Here is a 13860-nt window from a genome sequence, read left to right on the forward strand (position 1 = left end):
GGAAAGAATCCGTGCCGCCCAATGTCCTATTTTTTATACATCCTCTTTAATCTCTTCCCGGTAAGTGATTTCAATGGTGATGCAAAACGCATCTTCTAACGAATCATAATAATATTTGTCCCTGCCGCTGTCATACCGCACTATTTTATAATTTCCGCCGGAAACCTCCGCTTCAATCTTCTGGATAGTTCCGCTTTCTATCAGCTTTTTAACCTTTGCCCTGCTGCCTTTCTTTATTTCTCCAATACATACCTTACCCACAAAGGCTTGAATAGGTTCTCCCCCCCCCCCGAACAAAAGTTCTATTTTTTCGGATAGCTTATACTCATAGATTTTTTCATCCTCTAGGCCGCTTTCTATGATTTCCTTTTTGGAAAGTTTATAGTCCTCGTTTTTCTCCACAAGTTCCATAATCTCTTCCATGTGGGCTTCCACATTGTCCAGTTTATGCCGCTGTGTCTTGATTATCCCTTTCGGCCTTTTGGGTTCCTCCTGGGGCGGTGGTGTCGGTGTCGGCTCTTCCTGCTTTTTAGAGAATAGATTTTTTAAGATTCCCATGTTAAGTTCCTCCCTTTGTATGAATCTGTGGTTTTGCATACCGCAAGCGGCCATCCGTCCATATCACGCCCTATGGCTTATAGGATGACAGCTTGCAATATACCGGGTGTTATCGTACAACCTTTTAAACGCCGGATAACTTCACCGGGGCGTGGCATGGTTTTCTAGTTCCCGGCCTACCTGGGAAGAATAGGCGTGTACGCTTCCCTGGTAGGTACTTTCTGCACCAGTGCAACCCATCAACAGTTTATAGGGGCTTTGGACCCTCACGCCGCCCATGGTTGGCATGGCCGTTTTAGTTGCCCCCGGCGGCTATCCTGCTGCCTGGGGGGCGGCACCTTAATCCAGGCTCATTCGTGCATCAATGGCCTGGGTGATATATTGGCTTACACTTTGTCCTGCTGCCGCTGCGGCTTCCGTTATGACCGCCTTTTTCCCTTTTGGAACCTTAATTTCTATGCGGTCATAGTTTTTCTTGTTAAATTCATTCTGGTAAGCAATCTGGTTAAATTCTCCGCTTTTTGCTCTTGGCATACGTCCCAACCTTTCTTCCGGCAAATTCACTCTTCCTTTCCCTTGCCAAATGGTGTATAATTGCGTGTAGCAGATTGGGCGGCTTTGGCAAGTCCACCGCCCTTTCTGGTTCCCTTTGGTCTTACTTATTAAGTAAGGCTTTTACTTTTTCCTTTGCTTCCGCAAGGTCTTTACAGTCATTTAAGATTTCAAGAATCTTTCTTGTCTGGTTTTCCTCAACGACTTCTTTTAACAGTTCGCTTGTGTTCATTTCTTCGTCCATACGCTCTTCCTTTCTATGCTTGCCCATGTATTTGTTAAGTATCTCCCTTAACTGTCTTTATTATATAACATATGTCGGCATATGTCAATACATATTCCGACATATTCCTAAAAAATTTTCACGAAAAAGGAACACGTCCGTTTTGACGTGTTCCCTATCCCGTGACATATCATTGTTCCTTGCTTTGGCCTTTTTCTCCAAAAGGCGGTTTTTTACAGATTATTTCAATAATCTGTTTACCTTGTCCTGGACGGCCTGGTAATCATACCCGGCGGCTTCCAGGCGTTTCTTTCTCTCTGCTCCGTTGCCCCATTTCCCGGCAATCACTTCCCTGGCAACCTCCGCCACGCTCTTTGTGGGCTTTTCATTCCCTTTCAGTAAAGCGTTTACCTGGCTCTGGACGGCCTGGTAATCGTACCCGGCGGCGGTAAGGCGTTCTTTCCGCTCCGTCCCGTTTCCCCATGCTCCGGCAACCACTTCCTTTGCAACGGCGGCCACGCTCTTTGCTCCGCTTCCGGCGGCATCCGCTCCGCTTTCCTCTTCATACCTGGGAACGCCATACCCCCGTATGTATCGACCATCCACGGCCAGGACCCGGCGGCCAACGGCATTGTTTTTATTGCCCTCAATGACGGTGATTTTTCCGCCGTCCACGCCCTCAACAATGCCCACATGGTCCGGCCATCCCATACAATCCCCGGTCCTGGAATCGTCCCAATCATAGAAAATCACATCCCCAGGGGCCGGCGTTCTGCTATCGCTTTCCTGCCACTCCCCCATGGCACGGAATAATTCTACCATCTGGCCGCATCCGCACTCGGTCGGGATGATTTCCGTCAATCCGCATCTGATAGCAACGGCAGAAACAAAGGTTGCACACCAGGCATCCGTATATTTTACCTTATAGCCCCTTGCAAGCGGCTTGTGGCCGTTGTATACGTCTATGATGCCCTTGTGGGTTCCGTCTGCTTCATTCCTGCCAATCCATTCCCTTGCCTGGGCCAGGGCGGCACTTGCTGTCTTTGCCATACCCATTTCCCCTTTCACGTCATATTGCTGTAAATCATACTGTGAAACAATACGCATGGTATTTTCCACATATCTGCTGCTTGTGGCGTACCCATCCGCCTTGATGGTTTCCAGGTATTCCGCCGGGTCCGTGATGCCTTTAAGGTTCTGGTATCTTTCCAACTGGATGAAATCAAAATACCCTTTCACGCCCTCTTCCATGCTGCCGTACACCCGGAAATTGTCCTTAATCTGCGTAAGGGTTCCCGGCGTGTATTCTTCCATGGTTTTAAGGTTCACGCTCTTCCCGGTCCACCTTGTCCCACATTTCAGCCCAAAATAATTATGGTACACCGCCGCCAGGCGGCTTTCCCCCCATCCGCTTTCCAGGACTGCCTGGGCAATAATGGGGCTATGCACGGAAATCCCGTATGCGGCGGCGTATTTCTGCACATACCCGGCAACCTTTTTTATGAAATCCTGCTTTTCCATCCCTTACACTTCCTTTTCCGCATCCTCGATTTCCACGCCTACTTCAATCCCGGCATTGGCCGAATCTGTCAAGCCCTCGCCAATGATATAGGCCACAACGGATGCCCCGGCCATGATAAGTGCCGTTACCTGGGCGGCGGTGTTCTCCGTCCCTCCCGTTGCAACAATCATCATGGAAACAAAGGAAGCCGCCGCCGTCCATAACTTACGGCTTGTAAGTTTCCTTACCCAATTTACATTTTTCATTGTCCATTTCTCCTTTCGCCTTTCTTTATATTTCCAAACCCGTTTTGGGTGTGGATGCCTTTTAATAAATCCCCCGGATGCCCTGCTCCGTTAAGAAGTCCTTTTGCTCATGCTTTATTTCCCTGGCATACTGCAAGGCGGCTTCCGTTTCCCCGTTTGCGTGCCCGTTCTTTAGGGCCGTGGCGGTTGCTTCCCCCAGGGCGATTGATGCCATCACGCTTTTAATGATTAAGACTTCGCTTTTCTCCCGGACCCGTTCCTTTTCCTCGTTCTCTTTCTGCTGCTTCTTGATTTTCTCTTCAATAAGCCAGAAACAGAATCCAGTTACCGCACTCGGAATACTCATTGCAAGAATCAGTGTTTGTAAATCCATTTCCTTACCCTCCATGAATAGCTTTATCCGTATCATACCGCCCATGGCGTTCAAATTCTGACCCACTTACGCCTTGACTAAAAGGCCGCTTTCCCTCTGCTCCCACTCCCAAAACAGCAATTCATATTCTATGGCCTTTGTGACGTGGTATGTGTCGGCGTGCCCCATGTGCCCCAGGCGGCTTTTGTATTTCCGTTCAAAGGCTTCACGGTCCAGTTCCCCGGCTTCCAGGTGCTTCACGTCATTTTTCAGCCGCCGGACGGATGCCTTTCTGACTTTCCTATATTCCGGGTGGTGGATATATCCGCAAAAATCAATCCCGTTCCCTGCATAAAGAATGGTGCTTTTGGGGTTCATATGTAATTTCATTTCCTCTTCCAAAAACTCTTCAATCCTCTTTACCCATTCCTTTAGCTGTGCCAGGTCCTGGGAAAGGATGATAAAATCATCCATGTATCGGATGTAATACTTGATGTGCAAGGTATGTTTCACGAACTTGTCCAGGCGGTTCCCGTACACATTGGCAAACAACTGGCTTGTGAGGTTCCCCACGGGGATGCCCACGCCGTCCGGCAATATCCCGTTCTTGTCAATGATACTGTCCATAAGGAAGAGGGCTTTCTTGTCCCCTATGTACCGCCTATTTTCCTTTTTCAGTTCGTCATGTGGAATGGATGCAAAGTATTTGCTTATGTCCCCTTTAAAGCCGTATAGCCGCAATCCTGCAACCGTCATCAATTCATACATCCATTGATACAGTTGGTTGCTTGCGGCGTGCATCCCTTTCCCCTCACGGCACGCATAGGAATGGGTATAGAACCTCTGTTCAAATACCGGCCCTATGGCGTTCACAATCATGTGCTGCACCACTCTGTCATAGAACGGCAATGCCATGATAAGCCGCTCCTTTGGCTCCCATACCTTGAAAACGGTATAGTCCCCCTGCTCATAGGTGAGGGTTTCCAATTCCTCACACGCCCTAAACAGTTCATCCTCCTTTGACATGGAAAATGCCAATACCTCTTCATTGAACCGCTTATTCTCTGCGGCTTTCTTGAATGATGTATTGGCATTGTCAAAGGTATACATTTTTTCATGTAGCCCCTTAACTGTGTTCATTTTTGCCCTACCAATTTTCAAATATTCTTCTACTCAAAAGGCGGTGCCTTTTCTATTTTGTCCGGACAAAACGCCGGAACGGGAAAACCGTCTGACTTATCAGAATGATTGATAAATCTTGCTAGTAGCCCGTAGGCCCCTAAGTCTGCAAAGTTGATTAGTCACACACGCACCACACGCCAATGTTCGTGTTCACGTTCCACGGGTAATTGTTGCAATTGACGGCCCGTGAACCGCAATGCACGCCGTTGTTCCAATTGCCGCCGCCAATGAGGGCGTGCAAGCCCGGCCAGGTGCGAATTAACAGTTTCCCCAAATTTTATTTATCATTTCCATTTCCCATCTTTCACGGCTCCGATAATGCCGCCTAATATCTTCCCTACCTCTGCCAGTTTCCGGCTTGCCACTTCATAACGGTGTTTGTTCACCGCCGAATATTTCAAGTCATATGCAAGCCGAATCAGCACCCGGATAAATTCCAGTTCCACGTCCGCCGCATAGATATGGCTTTTCGTTCCCGTCTTTCTGAACCGTATTATGTTCTTTACCAGTTCAAAAAGTGACTGCTTTATGTATAGCTGCAATGCGAACTTTTCAAACTTCGGAAGCTGTCCTAAGATTGGAAAGATATAAACCAGGAAATCATAAACTTTTTTGAATAGTTTCATGCTTTCCATGAAACCGTTCATTTGCTTGTTTTCGGTTTCTTTTCCCTGGGCCATTTTCCCACCTCTTCAAAAGCCAGGGCCGGGCTTCCGCCCGTCCCCAACAGATTTACAGACTGTCACACACGCACCACACGCCAATGTACGCGGCCACGCCCCACGGGTAATCGTTGCAATAGACGGCCCGTGAACCGCAACGCACGCCGTCGACCCAACTGCCGCCGCCAATGAGGGCGCGCAAGCCCGTTGCCGAATACATCCACAATTGACCGTAACCCTGCCCGGCCATGGGGTCCTGCCACGCTCCCGTGGTTGCCGTAGGGTCATGTATCAGTTCATTCAGCCATTTCCACACGTTTCCCACCAGGTCACATATATTTAAGGCACTCACGGCGTTTGCAATGTTCCCAACGGCGGTTCTTGCCTTGTTTGCGGTTGCCGTCCACCCGTTTGTGTTGGAATCGTCCAACCCCTGGGGGCTTCCGTCTGCTGCCACTGTAAATTCCATGTAATCCGGCAAATGTTTCCCCACACGCCTTGCCCGTTCCCCTGCGATATACCAGTTAAGGCCCTCCGTGCCCGTGATAGGCGTGCCGCAATATACAGACTGCAACCCATTGGCCCCGTCATCACTGGAAAGGTAAATGTCACCCCATAAAGCGTTCCCCAGGTATACCATGCCGGACGGGTCACATTTAGGGCGGTGCTTCGTGGTCCATACGGAATTAGGGATAATGTCCACACGGGTATTCCCCTCCCATCCGGCACCCCTCACCGCCCCGGATGTATTGATTGGCCTGCCGTATTCATCCGTATTCCTCACACGGCCATAGTGGAATCCGCCAATCTTACGGGTGTTTGTATCGTCCCATCCCTCGCCGTCCGGGAATGTGGAATTTAAGGAAATCAGATACTTTTCATCCTGGTTGTCCGTTCCGGGGTCACATATATAGATATAATAATCATTGCCATGTGCGAAATCGCTTCCCTGGTCCAGGTTCTCCTTGGAAAGTACGGTTTCCGCCGTCTTGAACACGGACGTTTCGCCCACCGCAATCACGCATCCGGCAATCACCGTGACTTCTCCCCGTCCGCTGTACTGGATGTACGCCTTTTCCGGGGCCACAATATCAGAAATGGCCGCCATCTTGGCAACGGTAATCTTCGCCCGTTCATCCAACATATTTTCGTCATACACAAATAATCTGCTCATGCTTCCAATTCTCCTTTCATTTCCTCCACTTCCTCTTTGGAAATCCCCAGGCGGTCATAGAACGATACCGCCGCCGGGATGCCGATTTCCGTTGTGCCGATATTCACGGCTTTGGAAAGGTTCAGTATGGTGTGGGTTATGGTGTTCTGCTGCCCTGCTGCCGCCTGGCCGCTCTCCGTGCCCTCCCTGGCCGCTTCCTGGCCCTCTGTGGCGGCGTTTTCCGTGTCGGTGGTACTTTTCCCTACCTCCACCGTTTCAACGCTCTGTATTGTCGGATATACCGCCCCGTTCTTGACCCTCTGCCCTGCTGCCGCTTCGGCACAGAACATGATTGTGACCGCCTTTCTGTCCTCTGACAGATTGATGACCGGGCACATAATCCAGTTCTGGTTTTCCAGTTTCGCCACGGCTTCCAACCAATCCGCCTTTTTAAGGCTCCCTTTCTTCGCCATCTTGAACGTGTTCACCAGGTCCGACTTCGTTTTGATTACTTTTGGAAATCCTTTCATCCTCTTTCTTACCTCGCTTTCTTTTTAGCCTAATATATGGGTTCCAATATAGTTGCCTATGTAGGCCATATTGGCACACTCACGCAACGAAACGGTCATTGTATGCCCTGGCGGCATATAGTCCACGTTTCCAACGGAAAACGTCCTTGGTATGGGCATCACGGCTTCCATGTCCGTTTCCACGATATAGTCCCCGGCTTCCTGGATATGGAAGCCAACGCCGCTTTCCGAAACCGCCGCCGTCTGCACCCTCCCCGTTGTGGTGTTGGTAAGGGTGAGGGTTACGGCCCCCTGGATGCCCTCCAACAGATATGCAATATAAATCCTTACCGTCTGCCTTTGGATGTAGGCACCCATATAGTTGCCGATATAGCCCCTATCCGCCCCGTCACGCAAGGAAACGGTCATTGTGTGCATCAGGTCCACATTATCAACTGTAAATCTGTTAGGCGTTGCCACAACGCCCCATTTGTTGGTCCTCACGGTATACTCCCCGGCTTCCGTGATGTAGAATCCAATGCCGCTTTCCGTGAAGTCCGCCGTCTGGATGCTCCCCGTTGTCACGTTGGAAAGGGTCACGGTCACGGCTTCCTGGATGCTTTCCAGGCGGTAGGCAATCCATAGCTTGAACGCCATATTGTGGACTTTCTTTCTAAGGCCGTCAATCTGCAACTGCAATTTCCCGGCCACGTCCCCGGCAAGTTCATCCTGCTTTCCCTGGAACCACTTTTCCCATTCCGCCGCCTGGGTTTCCATGAAATCCCTTGTCATCACGGCATATTCTTCCACAAAGGAAAGGCGGTCCTTTTCCATTGCCTTTTTCTCTTTGTCAAGCCAGGCATTGAACTTTTCCAAATCAGCTTCCCGGCCATCCGTGAAATCCCGGATAAGTTCGGTATACTCTTTCACAAAGGCGGCATGGTCTTTTTCCATTGCCTTTTTTACCTCTGCGAACCAGGCATTGAACTGTGAAAGGAATTGTGAGAAGTCCAGTTCCTTGAACTGTGAAGCCACGAACCCACACACGGAATCATCCGCCCTTTCGTCCGTTATGTCCGCCTGGGTAATCGCCACCGCCCCGGCCCTCACATAGACACGGGCCAGGCTCTTTTCCTGGATTACGTCATTGTTTATCAGCCCCGGCGGCTGCGGCTTGCTTGAAAATGCCCCCTCCCGGATGAATATGCTCGGCCTGCGCTCCGTTTCATCATTCCGCACAATCACCCGGTCAATCCTCGGAAGCGTTCCGCTTGCCTGGCTCACGGTAAGCGGCAGGACGGCGGTATTGTGTATGGTGTGAAGATTTATATAGGCGTACCCCTTGCGGCTTCCGCCGTCCACCCTTACTTCCATCCCGTCCCCTGCCGTGACTTGCAAATGGCCGTATACAACGCCCTCTTTGTAGAAAGGTGCCTTATCTTCGTTCATGTCCTGGCCGTTGTATCTGCGCTCCTTATCGTTCAAATCCGTGGCGTTGTAGAAGAAACCCCTTACTGCCATTGTCTTTTCCTCCTTTCCCCTAATCGTCCCATTTTATTGCCGTGGGCAGGGCATCCCCAAACGTGGGAACAACGTACATCCCCCCGTATTCGTAAACCTCGCAAAGTTCCGTTATCCGTAGATTCTGTGACGTGCCCCATTTTTTCTTTTTGACGGTCACAACGTCCCCCAGGTCATAATCTTTTTGGTAGGTGAAATTCACGTCCGCTTCGGCTTCAGCTTCAAAGTTTTCAAATACCTTGTTTTCGTTTAGGTATTCCTGCCCCCTGGTCCGCAATGCGGCCAGGTATGCCGCTTCCGTCAGTTCGTCCTTGTTTATGTCCTTTGCATCCAGGAACACTTCCCGTAAGTCAAAACCGCTGCCGCCGCCCACGGTCACATAGACACGGTTTAACCCCTCCCCGGCCCCTCCCACAATTACCTTTGTTTTCATGCTTTCGTCACTGTAATTGTGCTTTGCCTGGTTCAGATTATCGTAGCTTTCCGAAAAGATGACCCTGGGATTCTTCCCTTGTGCCTGGGTTCTGTCTATCCCCTTGTAGGTTTCAAATGTCATGGTCTTTTTCTTGAAATCCGGCACCACACGGAACCCGATTTCCGCATACCTCGCCAGTTTGGTGAGGTATTCCAAGACGTTCTTGTAAGTGGCCTGGAACTGTATTTTTGTCTTGTCCCCGGTCCCCTCCGCAATCTGCAATAGGGGGACTGCTGCCATCCTGCCCAACATAAAGCGCATGGCATCTTCCACGGTTCCGCTGTAATTGAAAAGCGGCCCGGTCAGCCGGTCCCCCAGGTACACGGGAAGAAACTTCCCGTTCCTGGTAATCTCATTTACAAGCGTGCTTTCCTCTTCCGTCTGGTCCCCCCGTATCACGGCGGCTTCCAGTTTGTTGTCCCCTTTGGTTATGACGTTCCCAGGCTTCAAAAGCCTAAGATTTTCCGCCGTCACCGGGCAATGAAGTTCAAATGTCCCACATTCATAATATTTTCTGTGCCACTGTAGGGACGTGTGGTTCTCAATGTGCCCCAACCGTCTAAGGTTGCGGTCATAGACGTGTATCTCCATTCCTACACCCCCAAATATGAAATTCTGTAATATACAGATATGGAAAGGTAGTTCACTCCCTCGTCCGCCGAATAGGTAAGGGTGTTTGTCCCGTCCTGCAACTGTATAAAGTCCCCATCTTCATCCAGGTATTCATTTATCACGGTCCCGTACCGCTCAATCACGGCATCCCAATCAATCACCCCGTAAGTGTTCTTGTGGTTCTCAATCTCCGCCTGGGTCACGCCGTCCAAAAGGTATATGTTCTTTTTCCCCGTATAGGTGTTTATGATGACGTACTGGCCGGATGCCATGGTGAAACTGTTCTCCGCATACCCAACCTTTGTGAACTCTCCGCTTTCGGCATGGTATATGGCCGGGTTCTTCACGGCACCGTCCGCATGGAAGATTACCACGATTCCGATATTGTCAGCTCCACTGTCATTTTCGATTTCCTTTACAAGTTCCGCCTCCCGGTGCCCAAATATAACGCCCTCTTTTGGGAAGCACGCCGGGAAAAAGAAATCACTCACCCATGAAGCCATCACCACTTCAATGTCTGCCAGGTCCTTGAAATACGGGTCCGTGCATTTTAGGGAAATGGTATAGTCACGCACCACTCCCGTTGTGGCTCCCGGTAGGATGTTTTCAACCTCATAATCAATGGTCTTGGCTTCCCCGTCCTCTATATACTGCATGGTCCCGGTCCGCTTTATGGGGAACGTGCGGTATAAAAGGTTTCGGTTCTCCTTATAGTCCTGGTCCATTTCCACGGTCAGCACAATATTTCTTTCCTTTGCCGTTGCCCCCTGGTAGGTGCTTCCGTCCGTGGTGGTGTTCTCGCTTGTTACCACATTGCTTTCAATCCCGTATATGCCCTCTATGTCTACCAGGTGGAACGGGGTAAACCCGTCCCAGGTAAAGGTCAATGCCACGTTCTTGTCGCTTGTGCATATCACTTTAATGTCCGACACTGGATTTACCCCCTTTGCATCCTTAAAATCATAGCCCTGGTCTGTAGCCTGGTCTGTCTGCCCACCTCATAAGGGCTTAACGCCTTGGGGCTTGTGATGTTCACATTCTGCACATACCCACCGCCGCCGTTCCCGGCGTTCTCCATGGCCTTATTCCTTGCGCTCCCCGTAAGCGGCGTTACAACCGCCTTTCCGTTTACCATGCTCAAAAGTTCCGGGCCGGCTTCCGCCACCATTGCCTGGCCCTCCCTCAACACGCCGCCCTTTGCCAGTCTTGGCAATGACAAGGTGCCTATCTTCCCCAGGGAAACGCCCGGTATCTCATTGATTACATCAATCACGCCGTTAATCATGCCTATGAATTTATTCACCACGCCCTCTATGGTGGAAAGGCAGCTATTGATTGCCGATTTAAAGGCATCCCCAACGGCGGAACCGATTTTCACGCCCACGTCCACGAAACAGCCCTTTATTTTATCCCATAGCCCGGAAAAGAAAGAAGTCACGTTGGCAAAGGCGTTCTTTATGTTGGTCCATGCGTTGTCAAACTGCGTCTTGAACCAGGCCGGGACGTTTGAAAGGGCGGTCTTTATCTCCGTCCACCTGGCACCGAACCAGGAACCTATGGCCGCAAATACACGGGTCACGTTGTTGTAGGCGTTTGTAAACATGGTAAGGAACCACGTTGCCACCTGGGCCAGGGCGTTCTTTATATCGTTCCAACGTGCCCCAAACCAGGAACCGATTGCCGCAAATACACGGGTCACGTTGTTATAGGCGTTGGTGAACATGGTAAGGAACCACGTTGCCACCTGGGCCAGGGCGTTCTTTATATCGTTCCAACGTGCCCCAAACCAGGAACCGATTGCCGCAAATACACGGGTCACGTTGTTATAGGCGTTGGTGAACATGGTAAGGAACCACGTTGCCACCTGGGCCAGGGCGTTCTTTATATCCTGCCATCTGGCACCGAACCACTGACCGATTGCCTTAAATACGTTCGTCACATTGGTATAGGCATTGGTGAACATAGTGAGGAACCACGCCGCCACCTGGGCCAGGGCGTTCTTTATATCCTGCCATCTGGCACCGAACCACTGACCGATTGCCGCAAACACACGGGTCACGTTGTTATAGGCGTTGGTGAACATGGTAAGGAACCATGTTGCTACTGCTGCCAGTGCGGCCTTTATATCGTTCCAACGTGCCCCAAACCAGGAACCGATTGCCGCAAATACGCCTGTCACGCCGTTGTATGCTTCCGTGAATCGGTCCGTGAACCACTGGCCCACGCCCTGGAAGATGGAAACCAGGCCATCCCACAAATTTTGAAAAAATTGTTTGATGTTCGCCACCAGATTGTCTATAAATTCCCGGAACGCCCCGCAATTATCGTAAAGAAGTTTAAAGGCTCCGGCAAACGGATTGACTATCAGCAATAAAAGCCCCTGCCAGTTCGATTTTATGAAATTCACCACGGCCTTAAAGGCGTTTGGTATTGTTACGGTGAAAAAGTCCGCTATGGAACCGAAAACGTCCGCCGCTACTTCCTTTACTTTGTTCCATATGGCAATCACTTTGTTTCGGAAATCCTCATTCGTTGCGAATAAGGTAACAAGTGCCGCCACAAGCGTTCCTATTATCGTTACCACAATGCCGATAGGGTTGGCGTTCATTGCCGTGTTCAAAAGTTTCTGTGCAATCGTCACGCCCTCGGTGGTTGTTTTCCATACCTTAAAGGCAGAAATCAGCCCTTGAATCATTGTTACCACGTTCCATGCAAGCATCCCGGCGGCAATCCCGGCAATGATGGAAATAATCTGTGACCCATGCTTTGACACAAAAGAAATAAATTCCTTTACCTTGTCGATAACCGCAAGTACAATGGTTTTTACTTGCGGTATCTTGCTTTTGACTTCTTTTATTACATCACTGATTACTGGCTGTAGTTCTTCGCCTATGGGCTTTATCAAATCAACTTTGATGTTCCGCCCTAACTCTTCAAACTGGTTCCCCAGGTCATTGTATTTATTCTCATTTATCTTTTCCAGGGCATCATTGGCGTTTGAAATTTCCCCCTGGGTATTCACCAGGGAACGCACCGCATCTTCCCCTAAGTCCTCCCATTTTGTCCCGTAAAGCGTAACGCCTAAAATGTTGCGCTGCACTTTGTCATCACAAGAAAAAAGGGCATTGTTCACTATGTCAAAGGCTTCCCTTGCCCCCTCGCCGCCCTCTGCGAACTTCTTTTTCAAATCCTCCGCATTAAGGCCCAATTCCTTAAAGGCATCATCCGCCGTTCCATCCTTTACCCTTATGCCGAACTCTTTCACGGCATCATTCAAATAATCAATCTGGAACGTGCCGTTCTTGGCACCATTCGCCATCATGTTAAACGCTTCCTCGGCGGAAATCCCCAGGTCATTGTAATACACGGAATATTCCGCCAACTGGTCCGCAAGGTCCCCGTTCTGGTTCAGCCCCTTTTGTGCCCCCTGGGCCAAAAGGTTATATGCTTCCTCGGAAGAAATGCCGAACTGCTTCATCATGGCATTAACGCCCCGGATGCCCTCGTTTACGTCTATATCAAAGGTGTCACGCATCAGAATTGCGGTTTCCGTGGTGTTTTTCAGTTCTTCGTCTGCAAGGCCCGTCTGCTGCTTGACTGCCGCCATGGCCGTTGCTATGTCGTTTATGTCCTCTCCAAAATTATCCTTGTATATGCTTAAAAGGGTTTCTTCCAACCCCTCCACTTCACTGTCTGCCGCCCCCGTCTGTGTGATGACTGTGTTTAAAGCCTTATCACAATCCGTTTCAAACTTCGTGGCATATGTAGCGGCGGCAACGAATCCGGCCCCCAATGCTTTTGCCGCACCCTCCGCCGCTTCTCCTAGCTTCCCTAACTTTTCCTTGAAAGTCCCGGCCTTTTCCTCTGCCTTTTTCAATTCTTCGCCGGAAAGAGCGGATGACTTCCCCAATTCTTCCACGGCCTTGTCCGTCTGCCTTGCCGCTTCCTCCAAATCCTCCAATTCCAGGCTTGTCTTTTCAATTTCCCTTTTCAATGCCCGGTATTGCTCTTCCGAAACCTCTCCCCTTTGGAACTGTTCTTGCACTTGCCTTTCCGCCGTTTTCAGAATATCCAGTTTTTCCTTGGTTTCCTCAATGGCATCACTTAAAAGCGTTTGTTTCTGTGCCAGGGCTTCCGTGTTCTTGGGGTCCATTTTAAGAAGTTTGTTTACTTCCCTTAGTTCTGCCTGGGTATTCCTCACTTTCCCATTCACGCCGGAAAGTGCCTTTTCAAGTTTGGTGGTATCTCCACCAATCTCAATAGTGATTCCCTTTATCCCCTTGTTTGCCACGGT

General features: G+C 50.0%; 14 protein-coding genes. All 14 read right to left on the reverse strand.

Annotated features, from left to right (window positions below):
• Positions 1 to 33: 33 nt before the first annotated feature.
• Complete coding sequence (locus AC6I2O_RS10385) at positions 34 to 558, reverse strand: hypothetical protein (protein WP_497742594.1); 525 nt, start codon at positions 556 to 558, stop codon at positions 34 to 36.
• Between the two features lie 339 nt (positions 559 to 897).
• On the reverse strand, positions 898 to 1116 hold the full coding sequence (locus tag AC6I2O_RS10390; protein ID WP_497742595.1) for a type II toxin -antitoxin system TacA 1-like antitoxin: 219 nt from the start codon (positions 1114 to 1116) through the stop codon (positions 898 to 900).
• A gap of 97 nt (positions 1117 to 1213) precedes the next feature.
• Entirely contained in the window at positions 1214 to 1354 is a 141-nt protein-coding gene (locus tag AC6I2O_RS10395; RefSeq protein WP_251206850.1) for a protein phosphatase, read from the reverse strand.
• Positions 1355 to 1573: 219 nt separating this feature from the next.
• On the reverse strand, positions 1574 to 2854 hold the full coding sequence (locus tag AC6I2O_RS10400) for a glucosaminidase domain-containing protein (RefSeq protein ID WP_497742596.1): 1281 nt from the start codon (positions 2852 to 2854) through the stop codon (positions 1574 to 1576).
• A 3-nt stretch (positions 2855 to 2857) separates the two neighbouring features.
• The gene (locus tag AC6I2O_RS10405) at positions 2858 to 3100 is read right to left on the reverse strand and encodes a hypothetical protein (protein ID WP_135990101.1); all 243 of its coding nucleotides are present in this window, start codon (positions 3098 to 3100) and stop codon (positions 2858 to 2860) included.
• A 61-nt stretch (positions 3101 to 3161) separates the two neighbouring features.
• The gene (locus tag AC6I2O_RS10410; RefSeq protein ID WP_172495955.1) at positions 3162 to 3473 is read right to left on the reverse strand and encodes a serine/threonine protein kinase; all 312 of its coding nucleotides are present in this window, start codon (positions 3471 to 3473) and stop codon (positions 3162 to 3164) included.
• A 66-nt stretch (positions 3474 to 3539) separates the two neighbouring features.
• A complete protein-coding gene (locus tag AC6I2O_RS10415; protein ID WP_497742597.1) occupies positions 3540 to 4592 on the reverse strand; it encodes a reverse transcriptase/maturase family protein in 1053 nt (350 codons plus the stop codon).
• A gap of 326 nt (positions 4593 to 4918) precedes the next feature.
• The gene (avd, locus tag AC6I2O_RS10420; protein ID WP_497742598.1) at positions 4919 to 5314 is read right to left on the reverse strand and encodes a diversity-generating retroelement protein Avd; all 396 of its coding nucleotides are present in this window, start codon (positions 5312 to 5314) and stop codon (positions 4919 to 4921) included.
• Positions 5315 to 5366: 52 nt separating this feature from the next.
• Complete coding sequence (locus tag AC6I2O_RS10425) at positions 5367 to 6470, reverse strand: phage major tropism determinant (protein ID WP_497742599.1); 1104 nt, start codon at positions 6468 to 6470, stop codon at positions 5367 to 5369.
• Positions 6467 to 6979, reverse strand: a complete 513-nt coding sequence (locus tag AC6I2O_RS10430; RefSeq protein WP_497742600.1) for a hypothetical protein — start codon at positions 6977 to 6979, stop codon at positions 6467 to 6469. Before AC6I2O_RS10430 ends, AC6I2O_RS10425 begins: the two co-directional genes overlap by 4 nt.
• 24 nt (positions 6980 to 7003) lie before the next feature.
• On the reverse strand, positions 7004 to 8479 hold the full coding sequence (locus tag AC6I2O_RS10435; RefSeq protein WP_497742601.1) for a hypothetical protein: 1476 nt from the start codon (positions 8477 to 8479) through the stop codon (positions 7004 to 7006).
• 19 nt (positions 8480 to 8498) lie between these two features.
• Positions 8499 to 9545, reverse strand: a complete 1047-nt coding sequence (locus tag AC6I2O_RS10440; protein ID WP_497742602.1) for a siphovirus ReqiPepy6 Gp37-like family protein — start codon at positions 9543 to 9545, stop codon at positions 8499 to 8501.
• A gap of 2 nt (positions 9546 to 9547) precedes the next feature.
• Positions 9548 to 10498: a phage tail family protein gene (locus AC6I2O_RS10445; protein WP_497742603.1), complete on the reverse strand. Its 951-nt coding sequence runs from the start codon at positions 10496 to 10498 to the stop codon at positions 9548 to 9550.
• Positions 10499 to 10503: 5 nt separating this feature from the next.
• On the reverse strand, positions 10504 to 13857 hold the full coding sequence (locus AC6I2O_RS10450; RefSeq protein ID WP_497742604.1) for a phage tail tape measure protein: 3354 nt from the start codon (positions 13855 to 13857) through the stop codon (positions 10504 to 10506).
• Between the last annotated feature and the right edge of the window lie 3 nt (positions 13858 to 13860).

Source organism: Blautia sp. St.27G3 (assembly GCF_059728505.1).

Excerpts from the sequence above, each read along its gene's own strand:
- AC6I2O_RS10385 (WP_497742594.1), bottom strand. The coding sequence starts at position 558 with ATGGGAATCTTAAAAAATCTATTCTCTAAAAAGCAGGAAGAGCCGACA.
- AC6I2O_RS10395 (WP_251206850.1), bottom strand. The coding sequence starts at position 1,354 with ATGGACGAAGAAATGAACACAAGCGAACTGTTAAAAGAAGTCGTTGAG.
- AC6I2O_RS10400 (WP_497742596.1), bottom strand. The coding sequence starts at position 2,854 with ATGGAAAAGCAGGATTTCATAAAAAAGGTTGCCGGGTATGTGCAGAAA.
- AC6I2O_RS10405 (WP_135990101.1), bottom strand. The coding sequence starts at position 3,100 with ATGAAAAATGTAAATTGGGTAAGGAAACTTACAAGCCGTAAGTTATGG.
- AC6I2O_RS10410 (WP_172495955.1), bottom strand. The coding sequence starts at position 3,473 with ATGGATTTACAAACACTGATTCTTGCAATGAGTATTCCGAGTGCGGTA.
- AC6I2O_RS10415 (WP_497742597.1), bottom strand. The coding sequence starts at position 4,592 with ATGAACACAGTTAAGGGGCTACATGAAAAAATGTATACCTTTGACAAT.
- avd (WP_497742598.1), bottom strand. The coding sequence starts at position 5,314 with ATGGCCCAGGGAAAAGAAACCGAAAACAAGCAAATGAACGGTTTCATG.
- AC6I2O_RS10425 (WP_497742599.1), bottom strand. The coding sequence starts at position 6,470 with ATGAGCAGATTATTTGTGTATGACGAAAATATGTTGGATGAACGGGCG.
- AC6I2O_RS10430 (WP_497742600.1), bottom strand. The coding sequence starts at position 6,979 with ATGAAAGGATTTCCAAAAGTAATCAAAACGAAGTCGGACCTGGTGAAC.
- AC6I2O_RS10435 (WP_497742601.1), bottom strand. The coding sequence starts at position 8,479 with ATGGCAGTAAGGGGTTTCTTCTACAACGCCACGGATTTGAACGATAAG.
- AC6I2O_RS10440 (WP_497742602.1), bottom strand. The coding sequence starts at position 9,545 with ATGGAGATACACGTCTATGACCGCAACCTTAGACGGTTGGGGCACATT.